Source organism: Thalassobacterium sedimentorum, assembly GCF_031127905.1.
Lineage (GTDB): Bacteria > Verrucomicrobiota > Verrucomicrobiia > Opitutales > Coraliomargaritaceae > Thalassobacterium > Thalassobacterium sedimentorum.
Window position 1 is genome coordinate 45417 of record NZ_JARXIC010000014.1, and the last position, 15748, is coordinate 61164.

Below are 15748 nucleotides of genomic sequence, written 5' to 3' on the forward strand. Positions count from 1 at the left end.
TAAAACATCAGATCTATTCAGAAGTATTATGGCGTTTGCCGTCTTCTTCTTAATCAATCATTTGTATGGAGTCAGTCTTCTCAGTAGTAATGCACTGTCTGGTGAGTTTCCACAGGATGCAGTAGCTACAATTTCGGGGGCCACATATCGATGGATTAACACAGGAGATGGCAATGGTCGTGGCAATACTGATGCTGCTCTGCTTATTCAAGATGGTGGTAGCACCGCGACTAATCAACGATTGCGTGATGGGCGTAGTCTTGAGATCGGGGGGAGTGCTGGGCTTTATCAAACTTGGGACGGAGCCAAAGGAGGAACCGCACAGTTTGATTTAGGCAGGCAATGTTCACTTGAATTTGTTCAGGTTTCCGCACGCTTTAGATTTGATATCAATGCGATCGGTGTCAGCTTGATCGAGGTTTGGACCAGCGTAGATGGTACTCAATTTGAGCGCTTTGAAGTCTGGACTGGTCCTGCTCCGTTGGCGGACACGAACGAGGGAATTCTGACAGTGCGTTCGGGAGCTCCGGTTGTGGCACGCTATGTGCAGATTTTCATTCATCGCGATGAAAGTGCAATAAACGGTAGCTTTTCTCCGGGTAATACTTGGTATCATCAACTTGCGATCGGAGAAATTGCGTTGTATGGCACGCCGCTTCAGATTGTTACAAGTAATGTATCCACTGGCGATTTTCCCGGGGCCTCTGAAACTATGATTGCCGGCGCAAGCTATCGCTGGATAAATGAGAGTGGTCATGGTTATGGTGCTACCGATACTAATATTATTACTCAGGATGGAGGAGTTTCTGCACCAAATCAGCGGATGCGTGACGGACGAAGCTTGCTTTCTGGCGGAAGTTATGGGGTTTACCCAGTTTGGCAGGGAGCGCAGGGGGCCACTCTTGAGTTTGACCTTGGTCAGGTCTATTTAATAAATCTCGTTCGTATTTCAGCATATTTCGATGCCTATCGTGGTATCAGTTATGCCGAAGTTTATACTAGCCTTGATGGCATCAACTTTAACCTATGGAATTCGTGGTCTGGCCCAGCTCCAGTGGTGGACAGTAAGAACTATGTGTTATCGCTTAATCCAGGATGGCAAGCTCCTGCACGCTATGTGCGTGTCTTCACGCATCGCAGCGAGACTGCAATCAAAGGGAGTCTGACTGCTGGAAATGCTAACTATAGTCAAGCGCCTCTTGGTGAAATTACTATACATGGCACAGCCGCTCCTCCAGCCACCGTATTGACATTCGGTGCATCCAGTCATATGATTCACACACCTTTCTTCATTCCAAATTTGAATGACAGTTGGAATGTTGACAATACGGTACCGTATCTGGCATATGGCAATTTCGGAGGCGTTCGTGAGCCGCTTTATCAAAATTTGTTTGATGGTATCGATGAGGGATTTGCATCAAATAATCAGACGTTTGCCATGAACCGCGCCGAGGTGGCTCGTTGCCTTGCTGCCTATCAGCAAGCCGGGATCTCTGTTATACTGACACCGATGTTTAGCGCGACCGATGATGATGGTCGTCGCACTCGTTTCGGAGCGTGGATTGCTAGTCTTGTTGATTCGTATTCTTGTATTCAGGCAGTGGAGTTGGGTAATGAACCCAATCTATCCACTTTTTGGAGTGGCACGGTGGAGGATTATGTGATGATTGCAGCTGAGTTTGCAGGCCTCGTTCGCGCTAGCAGTCGACAAGTTCCTGTTTTAGTGGGAGCATTTTCTGGTTGGGGGGGGGCGTGGAGTTTTCCTTCCATGATCGCTGAAGCCAATTATGACAACCGAGTTATTTCGACCGCCTGGCTTTTGAAGGCAATTGATGCAGGCCTTCTTTCCTTTGCCGATGGTGTCAGTTTTCATCCTTACCGTAGCTCATCCGCGCCCGAAGGGGGAAATGAAATTGAAGCACGTCTCGACCCTGAAGGATTTGCTAAGGAAATCGTCTATCTTGATCGTATCATTACTGAATCTGTCGGACACCAATTGCCTATTTACTTTACCGAAATTGGCTATTCCACCGAGGCGGGAGGGAATGGCTCTACTTACGTCGATAGTGAAAGTCGTAAAGCTGACTATCTATCTCGCACGATGCTTTTAGTCTTGGATAGTAAACTGCGTGGAATTCCGCTAATGGGAGTTTACTGGTATGATCTTAAGAAGGATGAGTATAGCGATGATTATGAAACGAACTTTGGTCTGCTCGACATCGATTTTGGTGCAAAATCGGCACGACTTTTCAACCTTTTGAGAGATCCTGACTATCGTATCATATCTCATACCGCGTATTCGTGGCTCGTTAATAGCTCACTGGGCAATGCTTTAGGTCATACGGATCCTCAGGTAATCAGCCAAGATGCGGGGCTTGCCAAGATGACTGATGGGTATGGATTGTTCCACGGAGCCGCAACAGGAGTCTGGGGAACTTGGTTTAATGATCCTTCTGCTGGAGTCGGTGCCACTGCACAGATTGATCTGCAAGAAGTCACAGTCGTCGATAGGGTTGCCATTTCTGCGGAATTTACCAGCTCCGTTGGTGTGGCTCAGTGCACTGTGTATGCAAGTAGTGATGGAAGCAATTACACCCTTTTCGGCGCTTGGGATAATTCGATCCCCTTGGTGGTTAATCGTAATGGAATCATCACGATTAAAGGAGATACTCCTGTGGCAGCCCGCTTTCTTCGCATATTCATGAGTCCGTGTTCTCCGACTCGCTCATATCATCAAATGCAGATCGGGGAAATTGCAGTCATTGCTCCAGTCGCGCCCGTTCCTGCCAGTAGTGTGACTCCGGCCTTTGAGAGCTATCGTCAGATCATGGAGACTTTCGGCTCACCTCATATTATTACAGCTTACCCATTGCCATCTCGTCTTACAACAGGAGGAGGCCTGTTAAAATATTTTTTATGGAGAAGGCAGAGCGATGGACAGATACTGGTGCCATTTTGGCGACTCAATCAGCTGCAGAGCTCCGAAGATCAAGACACTGATATTTCAACAACACTTAGCATTGATCTGCCACCTGGTGCCACTGTTACGTCGGTGGTGCTTCATGATCTCAATAATCAGAGTGTGGCTGCGACAGCTTACAGTATCAATCATGATACAGTCTCGATTCCGATCATTGCCTCCGCGCGAGTGGCTTGGCTGGAGATTACTTTGACTGGCGGATTGTTTGCTAGCATCAATTCAGCTGTCACTGATCATTTCGCGACGCTTGATGCCGACGCGGACGGCTTGCCCGACGCATGGGAAATTTCTTATGGTTTCGATCCAGACTCAGTTGCCACTGAATACGGGCGCATGGGTGATATCGATGGTGACGGCATCCCCAATCTATTAGAATATGCATTTGGCCTAGATCCGCTCACGCCTGATTTTTCGACAGTCAAGATGGAGCATGTGCATGACGAAGTCACAGGTAAGGATTACTTTGAACTTACCTTCCACCGTCTCATTGATCTTGGCGCGATCACCTACCAGATTTTTATCTCGTACGATCTCGCTAATTGGACCACATCGAAAATCAAGCCCGAGCTGATTTCCGCTACGCCCGATGCCAATGGCACCACTGAGACCGTCGTCCTACGCATCCATTCTCCGCTAGATCTAGGCAAACTGTTTATCCGTATCAAAGTCGATACGAACTGATTACATGCCAGACAACTGTTGTAGGACGAAATGTCTGGGGAGGTCAATTGATGGGGAGCCGACAGATACGTGAACCCACTTTAATCGGGTATGAGGCCACCTTTTGTTCTGCGATAGCTGCGTGGTGTGTGGTTTGTGAATTCTCGAAAGCGTCGGTTGAAGTTGGAGAGGTTATTAAAGCCGGATTCGTATGCCACTTCGGTAATTGATTTTTCAGTGCTGAGTAAGTTCGCACAGGCTCGCGATATACGAAGTTGGTTGAGGTGGTGTTGAAATTTTCTCCCAGTCAGCCGTTTGAAATAGCGACAAAAAGCCGGAGGTGTCATGTTCAGCCATTGGGCTGCTTCTGCTTGCGTGAGCCCTGGTTCGTGAGAGGTTTGTTCTAATTTGCTGAGTACGAATTGTAGGCGAGTGTCTTGTATTTCGATATTGCCGCCACTTATTGACTGTGGGTTTAGCTGATGGCCACTGTTATCTCTAGCTAATAGATCGAGTAGGTTTAGTAATCGGGCTAGAGGCATATCGCCGGGTGTCGGATTTTGGATATGTGCTAAGTATTTAGCTGCTTCTGTGGCAACTTGATTTGAGTAGAGATAGCCACGGCCTGCGCGCTCTAGTAAGGCAAGTATACGACTGTTCTCTGGAAGCTTCCAGAACTCGGCTCCCCACAATGAGGGGCGAAAGTGCAATACGGTCCATCTCGCCCCAGTGCGTTGAGTGGGGGCAGACCCGTAAGCGTGAGGCAGGTTGCTTCCTATTAATACTAATTGTCCCGCTTCATAGGGGATGAGCGTCTGGCCTGCATGTAGTAATCCTTCACCTGATTCAATCCAGACTAGCTCGACTTCAGGGTGAAAATGCCAATGGAAATCCACACATTTTTTCTCAAATGCGGTGGCTTTGACTCCGTGCTGACTCGCTGATAGGAGTTCGATTTGCGCTTGATGTGGGGCCATTGTATCAGCTGCTCTGTTTTTTTGTGGGATGACTCATGCTAGTATGAACCGTTATGGTTGGTTTCAAATTGCGCGTTTGGATTGAAGTAGGGTTAATTTTGTATTGTTATTATGCAAGCTCAAGGCAGTTTTTTTCTGCCGTTTGCTGTATGATATAACGTCATATGATTGCTTTAGCTATAGTTGCGCATCCCGATGATATCGAATTTATGCTGGCTGGGACCCTGCTCCAATTGAAATCACGTGGAGTTGAAATTCACATGATGAATTTGGCAGACGGTTCCTTGGGAAGTTCTACTTTAAGCCCTGAAGAGAGTGTACGTGTTCGTTGGGAAGAATCTCAGGCTTCGGCTCGAGTGATTGGAGCGACGATGCATCCACCTTTGTTTCCTGATTTGGAGGTGTTTTATAATCAAGAGTCATTGCTTAAAGTGATCGCCGCAGTCAGACAAGTGAAGCCAGACATCGTGCTGACTCAGGCGCTTGCAGACTACATGGAAGACCATCAGAATAGTGCACGTTTAGCTGTAACCGCAGCGATATCGCGTGGAATGAAGAATGCGAAGTGTGAGCCATTTGTCGAGCCATACGACAAGCCCATTGCTGTATATCACGCGATGCCGCATGGCCTACAAGATCCCTTTGGGCGAACGGTGGTTCCAGAGCGATTTATTGATATAAGCGAGGTGATTGCCACGAAAACAGCTATGTTGAACTGCCATAAGAGTCAAGCGCAGTGGCTTGAGGATACACAGGGAATGTCTGCGCTCGAAGCTGAGATGACTGATATGGCCACGGCCATGGGAGTGCGTTCGGAGGCGTTCTCTCTGGCGGAAGGTTTGATCCGTCACAACCCATTGGGGTTTGGCCCCGCAGATTTTGATCCGATTGCTGAATTGCTCGGGCCTGCCTGTCTCAAAAATTCAAAATTTCACAAAAACGACTAACTAAACCAATAGATTATATTATGCCTAGACCAATTAGTAAATTAGCCGAAGGGTGGTGGGATTACACGACCTTGGAATCTGACCTCCTGCAAGACGCCGCTCGCTTGACTGCAAAGGATCTCGAGCAATTGTCGCGACCTGGCTTCACGGTCCGAATCTATGATACGCCGCAAGAATTATACACGGCTCAAGCGTTGGAGTATTTGAATGCGTGGAAGCAATCGACACCAGATAATCCTGTTGGTATCTGCGGTCCAGTCGGGCCAACGGAGCAATTACCACTCGTCGCCCAGATGGTGAATGCTTTGGATATGAATTTAGGAAAGTTAGACGCTCATTTTTGGGGCATGGATGAATGGCTGGAGAATGGGGTTCCGGTTGAAGAGTCGCATCCCTTGTCGTTCGCACGCTGTGATAACACGCAGTGTTTTGATCGTATTCGAGAAGAGCTCGCGATGCCGACTGCGAACAAGCATTTCCCTAGTGGTGACTTGCAGGCTTATAGCGATAGTTACGATCAAGTGCGTTGTGCGCTGATGCAAGGTGGCCAAGGTGAGATTAAGCACTGGGCCTTCAATGACCCCTTGCCGCGTGAAGGGCAATATGCCGATGCGCCGCCAAGCCCCGAAGAATATCGGAAGCTGGCGACACGTATTGTCAAACTACACCCAGTTACTTTGATACAAAATGCGCGTACTAGCGGCGGTGGCAATGTGAGTATGATCCCCACCCATGCCGCCACGGTGGGACCGCAAGAAACTTGGAAAGCCGATGCTGTTTCGATTTGGCACCCAGGTCATCATGATAATCCGTTCGGAATGCGTTTGAGTGCGTTGATGATTGCAAAGAAGATTGCGGATAGCGCGGTTCCCATGTCCTTGTTGGCGGATCACCCAGAAGTGCGCTTCAGCTTCCTGCGTTCCGGAATCGGCGAGGTCGAGGTGGACATGCACTAGCGCGTGAAATGAATCCTTGTGCTATCTCTGAGAACAAATATTCGGCTATTTTCAATTAATTGTTGCTGTGTAGCTTTGCAGCTGTGGAATCGTTGAATGAATTTGCCACAGCTTTATGTTCTCGGGGATAGTATTTCGCTACAATACGGTCCTTTTTTAGAAAGATTTGTTCAAGGCTATTATCGCTATGACCGAAAGGGGGGCGAGTCTGAGGCGTTTAAGGACTTAGACATTCCAGTGGGCGCGAATTGTGGTGATTCGTCGCGTGTTCTAGAGATTGCGCAAGCATTGCTGGCGAATGATGAGTTTCGACCTCAGGTGATTCTAATGAATGCTGGCCTGCATGATATTAAGCGAGACGTGCAGTCTGGCGAGATCCAAGTTCCCTTAGAGGCATATCGAGCTAATTTGAAAGCTGCAATTGAACTTTGCCAAGATAAGGGCATTGCGGTTGTTTGGGCTCGAACCACTCCTGTCAGTGATGTTGTTCACAATTATCCAGGCGTGAACTTTTTTCGGCATAGTGCTGATTTAGTTGAATATAACGCAGTTGCGGATGAAGTAATGCTAGAATGTGCTGTGCCCTCGATTGATCTTGAAGCTTTTACGGCAATTCTGAATGAGAAGGATCAAGCGTACTGCGATCATGTGCATTTCATTGAATCTGTTCGCGAAAAACAGGGAATCTTCATCGCGGGATATTTGATCGCTAGATTGGCAATTCTGGCTCGTGCAAGTGGGGATGTAGCTTCACTGATTTGACTTCGGTCGGGATCCCGAATTGGTGATTTAGGCATAAGTGATGAATGATGCGTACGCCTTCAACGCCGATTGCTTGAGGGGCGTAGCTGATGCAGGGGATTGTTGCTGGACATTCAAATTGACTGAGGAAGACTGTGCTCAGGTTGAATGAAGAGGTAGCATCAAAAGCTGCACGGTGTATTGTTAGTAATCCATCTAGGCGTTCTGACTGTAACCATCTTTTTACAGCTTTCGTATCATTGATCTTGTCAGAGTAAATTGCAGGTTTTTGTCCATCCAAGGAACTGAGGTAGGCACCAAGCCAACGGTGGGCAGTGCGCTCTTCATGGTGGGCATTAACTGCAAATCCAATCCGTTGGATGCCTTGCTTACGTAAATACTTGATCGCTAGTGTGGCTCCAGTGAAGTAATCGCTAGAGACTGCATGTAGGCTAGGTTTGTGTAGTAAGTTACTTAGGGACACAGCTGCAAAAGGTGTCCAGTCCCAATTGGGGTGCAATTTTGAAGTGTGTGAGGGACCGATTAGGATTCCGCGAATCCCTTGGTGGTAGAATGTGCGTTGCAGGATGTCTTGGTGCTTTCGAGTCGTTGGGAGCTCGTGAAGAGCGAGTGAGTAACCCAAGCGCTCAGTTTCCGATTTTACTCCGCCAAAAACGGTTTGATTGTAGTTATTGGTCTCACACTCCAAATACACTAGCTGGCTGTTGTTTCCTTGGTTGGAGTTGGACCTATAGGCTGCAAGTGCGGAGAGCGCAGGATCGGGCTTGTAATTGAGTTGTTTGATGGCTGCTTGCACTTTGGCGATCGTCGCGGCTGCGACCGTGTTATTTTCACGCACGACTCTGGATACTGTCACGTGACTGACGCCAGCCAATTTGGCAACGTCACGAAGGCTTGCTCGGCGAGATGTATGCATGATGTAACAGTGAACATTTTGCCCGTCTTGATCAAGTCATATGTTTCGTCTTGATTGGAAGCATGGAAGAAAAAACTAAACCTCCTTTCTCTGTTTCTGGTGTTATTCCTTCACTTGCACAGGTTGCTGACTTTGGTCCACCTCGTAGTGAAATCGGTATTGGGTGCCTGATGCCATGGATGGGGAAACTCTACGTGCTAAATTACTCGTCACATTGTAGTCGCAGTGGAACTGGGACGGGCCTGCGGGTTATTGAAAACGATTTTAGTATGGAAATACACCCATGCGCTGTGGATGGAACTTATGCAAATCGATTTGTTCACGCAGAGTCTAGTCAGTTAATCATTGGGCCTCATCTAATCGATACGGATCATAATGTCCGCACTGTTGATGAGCTAGTCGAAACACGTCTGTGCGGTACGGCGAAGCATTTATCGGACCCTGTCAATTTTGTCTATATGCTTGGCATGGAGGGCGAAATGTTTGAGTTGAACGTGAAGACGCTAGAGACCAAACTGTTGTTTGATTTAACGAAGGAACTCGGGACCCCCGGGGAGGGATCTTGTCATTTTAAAGATTGTTACTGCGCCCATGGACGTTTGGTTGTGGTTAATAATGATTACAGTGAAGCTGAATTTCTCGGTGAAAAGCGTGAAGGCAATCTCTCAGAGTATGATGGCGAGAAGTGGGTGACTATTGAGCATAAGCCATTTGTCGGTGTGAACGGCCTAGGTGTTTTTGGGAATACGATTTTTGCGAATGGTTGGGATCGTGCGTCTGCAATTTTGAAAGTCTTTACGGATGCAGATAAAACATGGCGCACTTACCGCCTGCCGAAGGCGTCTCACTGCTGGGAGCACAAATGGCAGACGGAATGGCCGCGTATTCGTTCGACGGAGCACGAGCGCCTATTGATGGATCATCACGGAATGTTTTATGAGCTTTCGCCGTGGGCTTTTGGGAATCAAGTTTGGGGCATTCGGCCGATCTCCACGCACTTGTGGGTTCATGGGGATTTCTGCACGTGGAATGGAATGCTAGTTGTTGGTTCCGATAACGCTAGCTATGAACTGAATGGTAATCTTCAGTGTGGCCAGCCTCAGTCTGGCTTGTGGTTTGGACGGACGGATGATCTCTGGAATCTTGGTAAGCCTAAGGGCTGGGGAGGGCCATGGTGGGAGGACGCTGTCATTGCTGATGAGCCCTCAGATCCTTATTTGATGACTGGATTTGATAAGAAGAGTCTACACCTGAGCCAAGATAGTGAGAAAGCGGTTAGCTTTAAGGTCGAGGTTGATTTTCTTGGCTGCGCTGCTTGGAAAACCTATAAGATCATTGAAGTTCCTGCTGGTGGCTATGTGCCTCATGTTTTTGCAGATGGCTTTAATGCGCATTGGATTCGTATTACTGCGCTGTCGGATTGTACCGCCACGGCGCAACTTCATTACACCTAAGAGCTTCAGGCCCTATGGCAAAGTGTCTATTTATGAAAAAACTCTGACAATCTGCTTAGCTAGGAGAGTTAAGTTATCACCCCCAAAAATAAAGATATGAAAAATAAAACAAAACTCATTACTTCACTGGTATTCGCCGCATCATTTATGGGCGCTCGCCTTTTAGGGGCTTTGGTAGTTCCCGACGATAATGTCTACTATACTTCATTTGAGACACCCGATTACGCTTTGGGAAATGTTGTGGGGCAGGACGGGTGGACTCTCAGCGGTACGACTGCAACTACTGCTGCAGAAATTGTTGTGAATGGTGAGGTTGATTATCTTGGTGGCGACCAAATGTTAAGACTTAAGAATGCAACCTGGCCTAGTGGCACTCCTCGTGGCACGCCCATTGTTAACAATGAATTCACCGATACAGCAATGACTGACAAGTTATACTTTTCGGGGGTGACTGCTTTCTCTGGAACGATTACAGAGAATGAGACGGGGATCATTTCCCGATTTTACTTGAATAATGCTAGTAATAGTTTTTACGGGGCTGCCTTTGGGATTCATCAGGATATCACTAATGATAATGAGCTTCACTTCTTTTACATGAATACCAGCGGTTCTGCTGTTTCATTTGGTACGGCACAAGCCGCGGCAGACACGTTTTATCGATTTGAAATTGATATGGATATCGCGGCAAAATCATATGAGATTAAAGTTTTTGATTATGAGAGTGATAGCCTGATTGCAACTAGTGATTCTGGAGTATTTCGTGGGGATACTGCAATGAGTATCAACTACCTGAGAGTGTCGAACTCTAGTAGTATAACTACTGATAATTATGAGACTTATTATGATGAAATCGTAATCAGTAGCACGCCGATCCCTGAATCACGATCTCTACCTGTTTATCTCGGCTTAGCGTCATTTCTATTTGTTTTGAACAGAAGACGTCCGAGTCGTTCCTTTTCTGCGTAATGAGTCGTCGCCAATTATAATTTTTGATCAGTCCCAATCCTATATATCTTTTATGTATCCTTTTAAAATACTATTCATATCTATTCTGAGCGTGCTTTGTCTTTCTTTTGTGGAAGCTCAGTCAACTCCGGCGGATTTACTTGAGAGCGCTTCTTCAGGTTCCGATGTCAGTACAGTTAATGTGGGAGATAATCCCGACGTCTTCACTCATCCTACGAAAGTTCTAACGGATGCATTTAATAGTGATGTTAAGAAGGTGATTGTTCCAAATTTAGGAAAGCCATACATCGTGGACCCTATTTTAGTTAAGCATGGTGAAAAAGAGATCGTGTTTGAGCCTGGTGTTGTCATTCTGGCGAAGAAGGGGAGTTTTAAATCCAAGATGGATTCTTTGGTTCGTCTTGAAAATGTCAAAAATGTGACCCTTCGAGGCAATGGAGCGACGTTCCGTATGAATCGGGAAGATTACCTTCAAGACGACTACGAACCATCGGAACACCGCCATGCTTTAAGTATTGCGGCTTGCGATGGCATTTTGATTGAAGACCTCAATGTAGAAGAATCGGGTGGTGACGGGGTTTACATTGGTGGTGCGTATTATCACCGGCTTCCTGTTCCCGAAGATAGTGTGAAAATTACGTGGACGGCCAAGGATGGCCGGCAGGTGACGCGCTGGGAATTGCCTGTTTCTAAAAATATTACAATTAGAAGAGTGGTTGCGGATCGGAACCATCGTCAGGGGCTCTCCTTAATCACTGGTGTAAACATTCTGATTGAAGATTGTGTTTTCAAAAATACGAGTGGTACGCCGCCGATGCACGGTCTGTGCATCGAACCCGCCACGCTTCGCAATCAGTTGAAGAATGTGGTCGTCCGAAATTGTATTTCCGAAAATAATGACAGCGCAGGTTTTTCAATTTATTTACGTAAGTTGAAGCAGTCCTCAGAACCAGTCGATATCTTGATTGAAGATTGTCAAGTCCGTGGAAGCAAAGGCTCTGGACTGATTGTTGGTGCCATTGGTAACCGGGAAGACGAAGGTGTTTCGACTCATATCACTTTCAAAGATTGTCTCGTTATGGACACTGAAAAGTCCGGCATTTATGTTTATGACAAGAGTTATAACACGGGGGAAGTGGTCTTTCAAAATTGTATATTGTGGGATGTCGCAAAGAGCAATATTGGAGGTTTGATCTCTCCGGAAGCTGCTGAAGTTGAGAACTCAAGGCGGCTACCTCCAGTGGCTCCGATTGCCTTTTACTTGCGCCGTCAATCAGACCTAACCAATCATTTTGGGGGTATATTTTTCGATAATTGTCTGGTTAAAGATCAAGGAGGTCGCCCAGTCATCGGGCAAGCGGCTTATTTGGGGATCAAGGATCTGAAGATTTCTAATATACGTGGAACGATTCTGACGACAGAGGAAAATCCAACCGTAGATTTGGGGCCATATACCTCAGATATGTCTTTAGAGGTGATTTCGCAGTAGAACCTTTCCTCCAATCACTTTAAGCAGCGGTATGCGCGAACAGAGACAGAATAGGACTGAGGGTGATGCCTTTACTCTAATCGAGCTTCTAGCAGTGATCGCTGTGATTGCGGTTTTGATGGCGATATTGATTCCAGTCGTTGGATCAATTCGCAGTCGTGCCGAGTCGATGGAGTGCGTCTCCAATCTCAAATCGATTGGGCAGGCGGCTCTTCTTTATTCCGCGGCGCATCAGAATAATCTTGTTCCGTTGCGTATGGATCCAGTTGGAGACCCCGCCGGGTTTTGGTACGACCATCTATATGAGTATGTCGATCGGGAGCCGGGACGCGCGGGGCGCTATGTTGGTGGCGTGAAGCAGGAAGATCCTACCTTCCTCTGTCCCACCGTTGGAAGAAGATATGTTATTAATAGAATCTGTGGTTGGAATGGTCACGGTGATAAGGGAATTATGCCATGGTACATCAAAATGGGGCAAGGATTTGTAGAGAATGAGACCATTCAGCTGCCAGGAGATCTTTCGCGAACGGCTTGGTTTGCTGATCCGATGGAATCGGGGGATGGGTATTTTCTTCCAGAAAACTACAACGCTACAAATAACAACTTCATCGGGTTTCCGCATTCCGACTCATGCAATGTTCTTTTTATGGACGGTCATGTTGAGAATATTCCAAATCCGGATTTTGTAAATAACCCTTCTTTGCTTAGCGAGCGTAAATGGGTTGGCTTTTTCGGGAAGAATCCATGAAATATTTATCTACCTATTATTTTCACGGGCAGGATCTTTGCGTGGTTCCTCGGCATGTCCGAGAGGATGTTGCGTGGATGGTTGATCATCAGGTTGATGGGGTCTTTGTGGGGATGCATGATGCAGACTTGATGGGAGGGAATACCGCAATGGTCTGTGAGATTATTCGCAGCGCGGGCTTGGATGTATGGCTGATCCCCTCGCGTTTAGGAGGTCTGATGGCTGGTTGGGGCCGACAGCCAAGCTTCCTGTCGGTGAATCATCCTGAATGGTGGGCTTATTCTGCTGATGGTAGTCCACGGACTTGCTTCGGCCCTCAGGTGAGTGTGTTTCATCCAGAGGTTCCAGATGCGATCGCGGACACTGTTGGAGAAATGCTGAAGCAGTGTCCCGCGACTGGTATTGTTTGGGATGAACTGAAAACCCTGAGTGGGGAGGACCATAGTCAGCTAGCGATTGAATCGCTAGGACGTCCCGCCAATGAGGAGGATCTGGTCGAAGCTACTGTGAACTGCTTTTCTTTAATCAATTGTCGTCTCAAACGAAAAATATCTGACCTTCGGATTGCATGCTTTCTATTTGCATCTGTCAAACAGCAGTACGTCGAGCATTGTGCGACTATAGACTTGCTGGATGAATTTGGCTGTGATGGGAAGTGCTACAAGCCTGGTGAAAGTGATATTGGAGAAGGCGGCTCAGATAAGGTGTTGATGGGAGGGAATGATAAGCGTTTTGCCGCCGCTGCAGTGAAAAACAATTGCACCCCATTCACATTGCTTGAAACGCAGTTGCTCGATGAGAGGACCTTGGAACTCAGTCTTTCGCGAATGCCAGAATACCTGCAGACAAAAAACGGACATTTGGCATTCTATTACTATCCTTATGGTCTCGCCGATCCTGAACGTTTTATGCCAGCGATCGGGAAGATGTTGTCTACTTGGCGATCCGGAGATATTTCCTTATGAATACTAAATTAGTAAATGAAGTTCACGAAGTCGACGTCTGTGTGGTTGGCGGTGGTATGTCTGGTCTGATTGCTGCGATTGCGGCGGCTCGTCGTGGCAGTTCCGTTCTGTTACTTCACGACCGTCCAGTATTGGGTGGTAACGCTTCATCTGAGGTGAGGATGTGGATCATGGGAGCGCATGGTCGTAATAAGAAAGAGGCAGGCATTCTAGAAGAGATTCAATTGTGCAATGCACATCGTAATCCCTCTGGTAGCTATTCAGTTTGGGATTCGGTGCTATATGAGTTTGCTACTTTCACTCCAGGTTTAACTACTTTGTTGAATTGTAGCTGTAACAATTTGGAGATGAACAACGGAAGGATTTCTTCAGTGGATGCATGGCAGTTGACCACGCAAACTTGGCATCGCGTAGTGGCAAAACTGTTTATTGATTGCTCTGGGGACTCGATTTTGGCGCCACTATCTGGTGCCGATACGCGATGTGGCCGCGAAAGCAGAGAAGAGTTCAATGAATCCATTGCGCCGCTTAAGTCAGATCTCAAAACGATGGGTAATAGTGTTTTATTGCAGCTCGAAGAGACGACGGAAGCGCAGGATTTTACTCCGCCAGGTTGGGCTTATCGATTTGATGAAGCTTCAAATCTCCCCAGCCGCATAGGATCTAGTATGGGGTCTAACTTTTGGTGGATTGAGCTTGGGGGGTTACAAAATACGATTGATGATGCGGAGTTGATTCGTGATGAACTTTTCAAAGTAGCTTGGGGAGTCTGGGACTATATGAAGAATGCTGGCCCACAGGCCGAAAAGTTGAAAAACTGGCGTTTGAGATGGCTGGGCTCACTTCCTGGCAAACGAGAGAATCGCCGCTACATAGGAGATCACGTGCTGACTCAGAACGATGTTCAAGCGGGTGGCCTCTTTGAGGATATCGTGGCTTATGGCGGGTGGAGTATGGATGATCACCACCCGGCAGGACTTTATTATCCAGGGAGGGCAACGCTTTATCATAAAGCCCCATCGCCTTATGGGATTCCATTTCGTTCACTTTACTCGCGCAATGTGGCGAATTTGCTTTGTGCGGGTCGTAATATTTCTGCGACGCACAGTGCGCTCTCCTCAACTAGAGTGATGGGCACTTGCTCTATTCTGGGGCAAGCGGTAGGCACGGCGGCTGCTCTGTGTGTGGCTCAGTCGATTACGCCACGGCAGATTACGGGTTCCATTTTAGATGAACTGCAAAATCAGCTGATGCAGGACGATTGTTGGTTACCTGGTAAGATACGCGATACTTCCGAACTGATGCAGGCTGCCCGTATTGAATCTTCGGATGCAACAGATCTGGCAGCGTTGAGAGATGGACATGAACGTAATAATGACGATGCGCATGCTTGGGTTGCTTCGATAGGTTCGACTCTAACGCTTAGTTGGGATGAGCCTCGTTATGTAGATTGTCTACGTCTTGTGTTTGACAGTGATCTTAGCCGAAGGAAAGAGATGCCGTGTAAGTACCCGTTAAAAGGTCGTTGGATGAATATGCCACAACAATTGGTTCGAAGCTTTTGTGTTGAAATTAAAACTGCAAACGGAGAGTGGAGAATGATTAAACAGGTGGCGGAAAATCGTCGTCGTCTTGTTGTGCTTCCTGTGTGTGATGATGTGATTGCATTGCGCTGGACGGGGCATTCGACTTGGGGGGATGCCGAACTCCGTGTGTTCAGTATCGAAGCCATGGAAAGCTCGATGCCTTTGTCATTCGACCCACCAAAAGGTCTGGCTTGGACTGAAGTCATTTCAAAGCTACCTAGTACAGATTTGGCAGTGCCAGATAATGGCTGTGAAGAGGGGACTCGTGGCAGCTCACGCGTGGGTGCATAGAGATTGTTGATCATTTCTACACTGAGCCTCGGGCGATTATATGCATCGCAG

The 15748-nt window shown here is 47.3% G+C and carries 12 protein-coding genes; 10 read left to right on the top strand and 2 right to left on the bottom strand.

The features are described from left to right. Positions 1-28: 28 nt before the first annotated feature. A complete protein-coding gene (locus tag QEH59_RS10040; protein WP_308985236.1) occupies positions 29-3661 on the top strand; it encodes a discoidin domain-containing protein in 3633 nt (1210 codons plus the stop codon). An 80-nt stretch (positions 3662-3741) separates the two neighbouring features. Here QEH59_RS10040 and QEH59_RS10045 read toward each other — a convergent pair whose 3' ends face one another. Beyond that, positions 3742-4617 (bottom strand): AraC family transcriptional regulator, encoded by an 876-nt coding sequence (locus tag QEH59_RS10045; RefSeq protein WP_308985237.1) that lies wholly within the window; start codon positions 4615-4617, stop codon positions 3742-3744. 164 nt (positions 4618-4781) lie between these two features. Between QEH59_RS10045 and QEH59_RS10050 the strand changes: the two genes are divergently transcribed. From QEH59_RS10050 to QEH59_RS10060, 3 genes are all read left to right on the top strand, one after another. Continuing rightward, on the top strand, positions 4782-5564 hold the full coding sequence (locus tag QEH59_RS10050; protein WP_308985238.1) for a PIG-L deacetylase family protein: 783 nt from the start codon (positions 4782-4784) through the stop codon (positions 5562-5564). 20 nt (positions 5565-5584) lie between these two features. Then, positions 5585-6520 (top strand): sugar phosphate isomerase family, encoded by a 936-nt coding sequence (locus QEH59_RS10055; RefSeq protein ID WP_308985239.1) that lies wholly within the window; start codon positions 5585-5587, stop codon positions 6518-6520. Positions 6521-6616: 96 nt separating this feature from the next. Beyond that, complete coding sequence (locus QEH59_RS10060) at positions 6617-7282, top strand: SGNH/GDSL hydrolase family protein (protein ID WP_308985240.1); 666 nt, start codon at positions 6617-6619, stop codon at positions 7280-7282. On the opposite strand, the gene QEH59_RS10065 is transcribed toward QEH59_RS10060, so the two are convergent. Beyond that, entirely contained in the window at positions 7230-8198 is a 969-nt protein-coding gene (locus QEH59_RS10065) for a LacI family DNA-binding transcriptional regulator (protein WP_308985241.1), read from the bottom strand. The two genes, QEH59_RS10060 and QEH59_RS10065, sit on opposite strands and share 53 nt — an antisense overlap. Positions 8199-8260: 62 nt before the next feature. On the opposite strand from QEH59_RS10065, the gene QEH59_RS10070 reads away from it, so the two are divergent. The 6 genes from QEH59_RS10070 to QEH59_RS10095 all read left to right on the top strand — a co-directional run bounded on the left by QEH59_RS10070 (position 8261) and on the right by QEH59_RS10095 (position 15697). After that, positions 8261-9652, top strand: coding sequence for a hypothetical protein (locus QEH59_RS10070; RefSeq protein ID WP_308985242.1), 1392 nt, complete (start codon positions 8261-8263; stop codon positions 9650-9652). A gap of 96 nt (positions 9653-9748) precedes the next feature. Continuing rightward, positions 9749-10618: a hypothetical protein gene (locus tag QEH59_RS10075; RefSeq protein ID WP_308985243.1), complete on the top strand. Its 870-nt coding sequence runs from the start codon at positions 9749-9751 to the stop codon at positions 10616-10618. Between the two features lie 52 nt (positions 10619-10670). Further along, a complete protein-coding gene (locus tag QEH59_RS10080) occupies positions 10671-12107 on the top strand; it encodes a right-handed parallel beta-helix repeat-containing protein (protein ID WP_308985244.1) in 1437 nt (478 codons plus the stop codon). A 31-nt stretch (positions 12108-12138) separates the two neighbouring features. Next, positions 12139-12855 carry a prepilin-type N-terminal cleavage/methylation domain-containing protein gene (locus QEH59_RS10085; protein ID WP_308985245.1) on the top strand — a complete coding sequence of 239 codons (717 nt, stop codon included), beginning with the start codon at positions 12139-12141 and terminating at the stop codon, positions 12853-12855. Next, positions 12852-13820: a hypothetical protein gene (locus tag QEH59_RS10090; RefSeq protein WP_308985246.1), complete on the top strand. Its 969-nt coding sequence runs from the start codon at positions 12852-12854 to the stop codon at positions 13818-13820. The genes QEH59_RS10085 and QEH59_RS10090 overlap by 4 nt, the downstream gene beginning before the upstream one ends. Continuing rightward, positions 13817-15697 carry an FAD-dependent oxidoreductase gene (locus tag QEH59_RS10095; RefSeq protein ID WP_308985247.1) on the top strand — a complete coding sequence of 627 codons (1881 nt, stop codon included), beginning with the start codon at positions 13817-13819 and terminating at the stop codon, positions 15695-15697. Before QEH59_RS10090 ends, QEH59_RS10095 begins: the two co-directional genes overlap by 4 nt. Positions 15698-15748 lie beyond the last annotated feature (51 nt).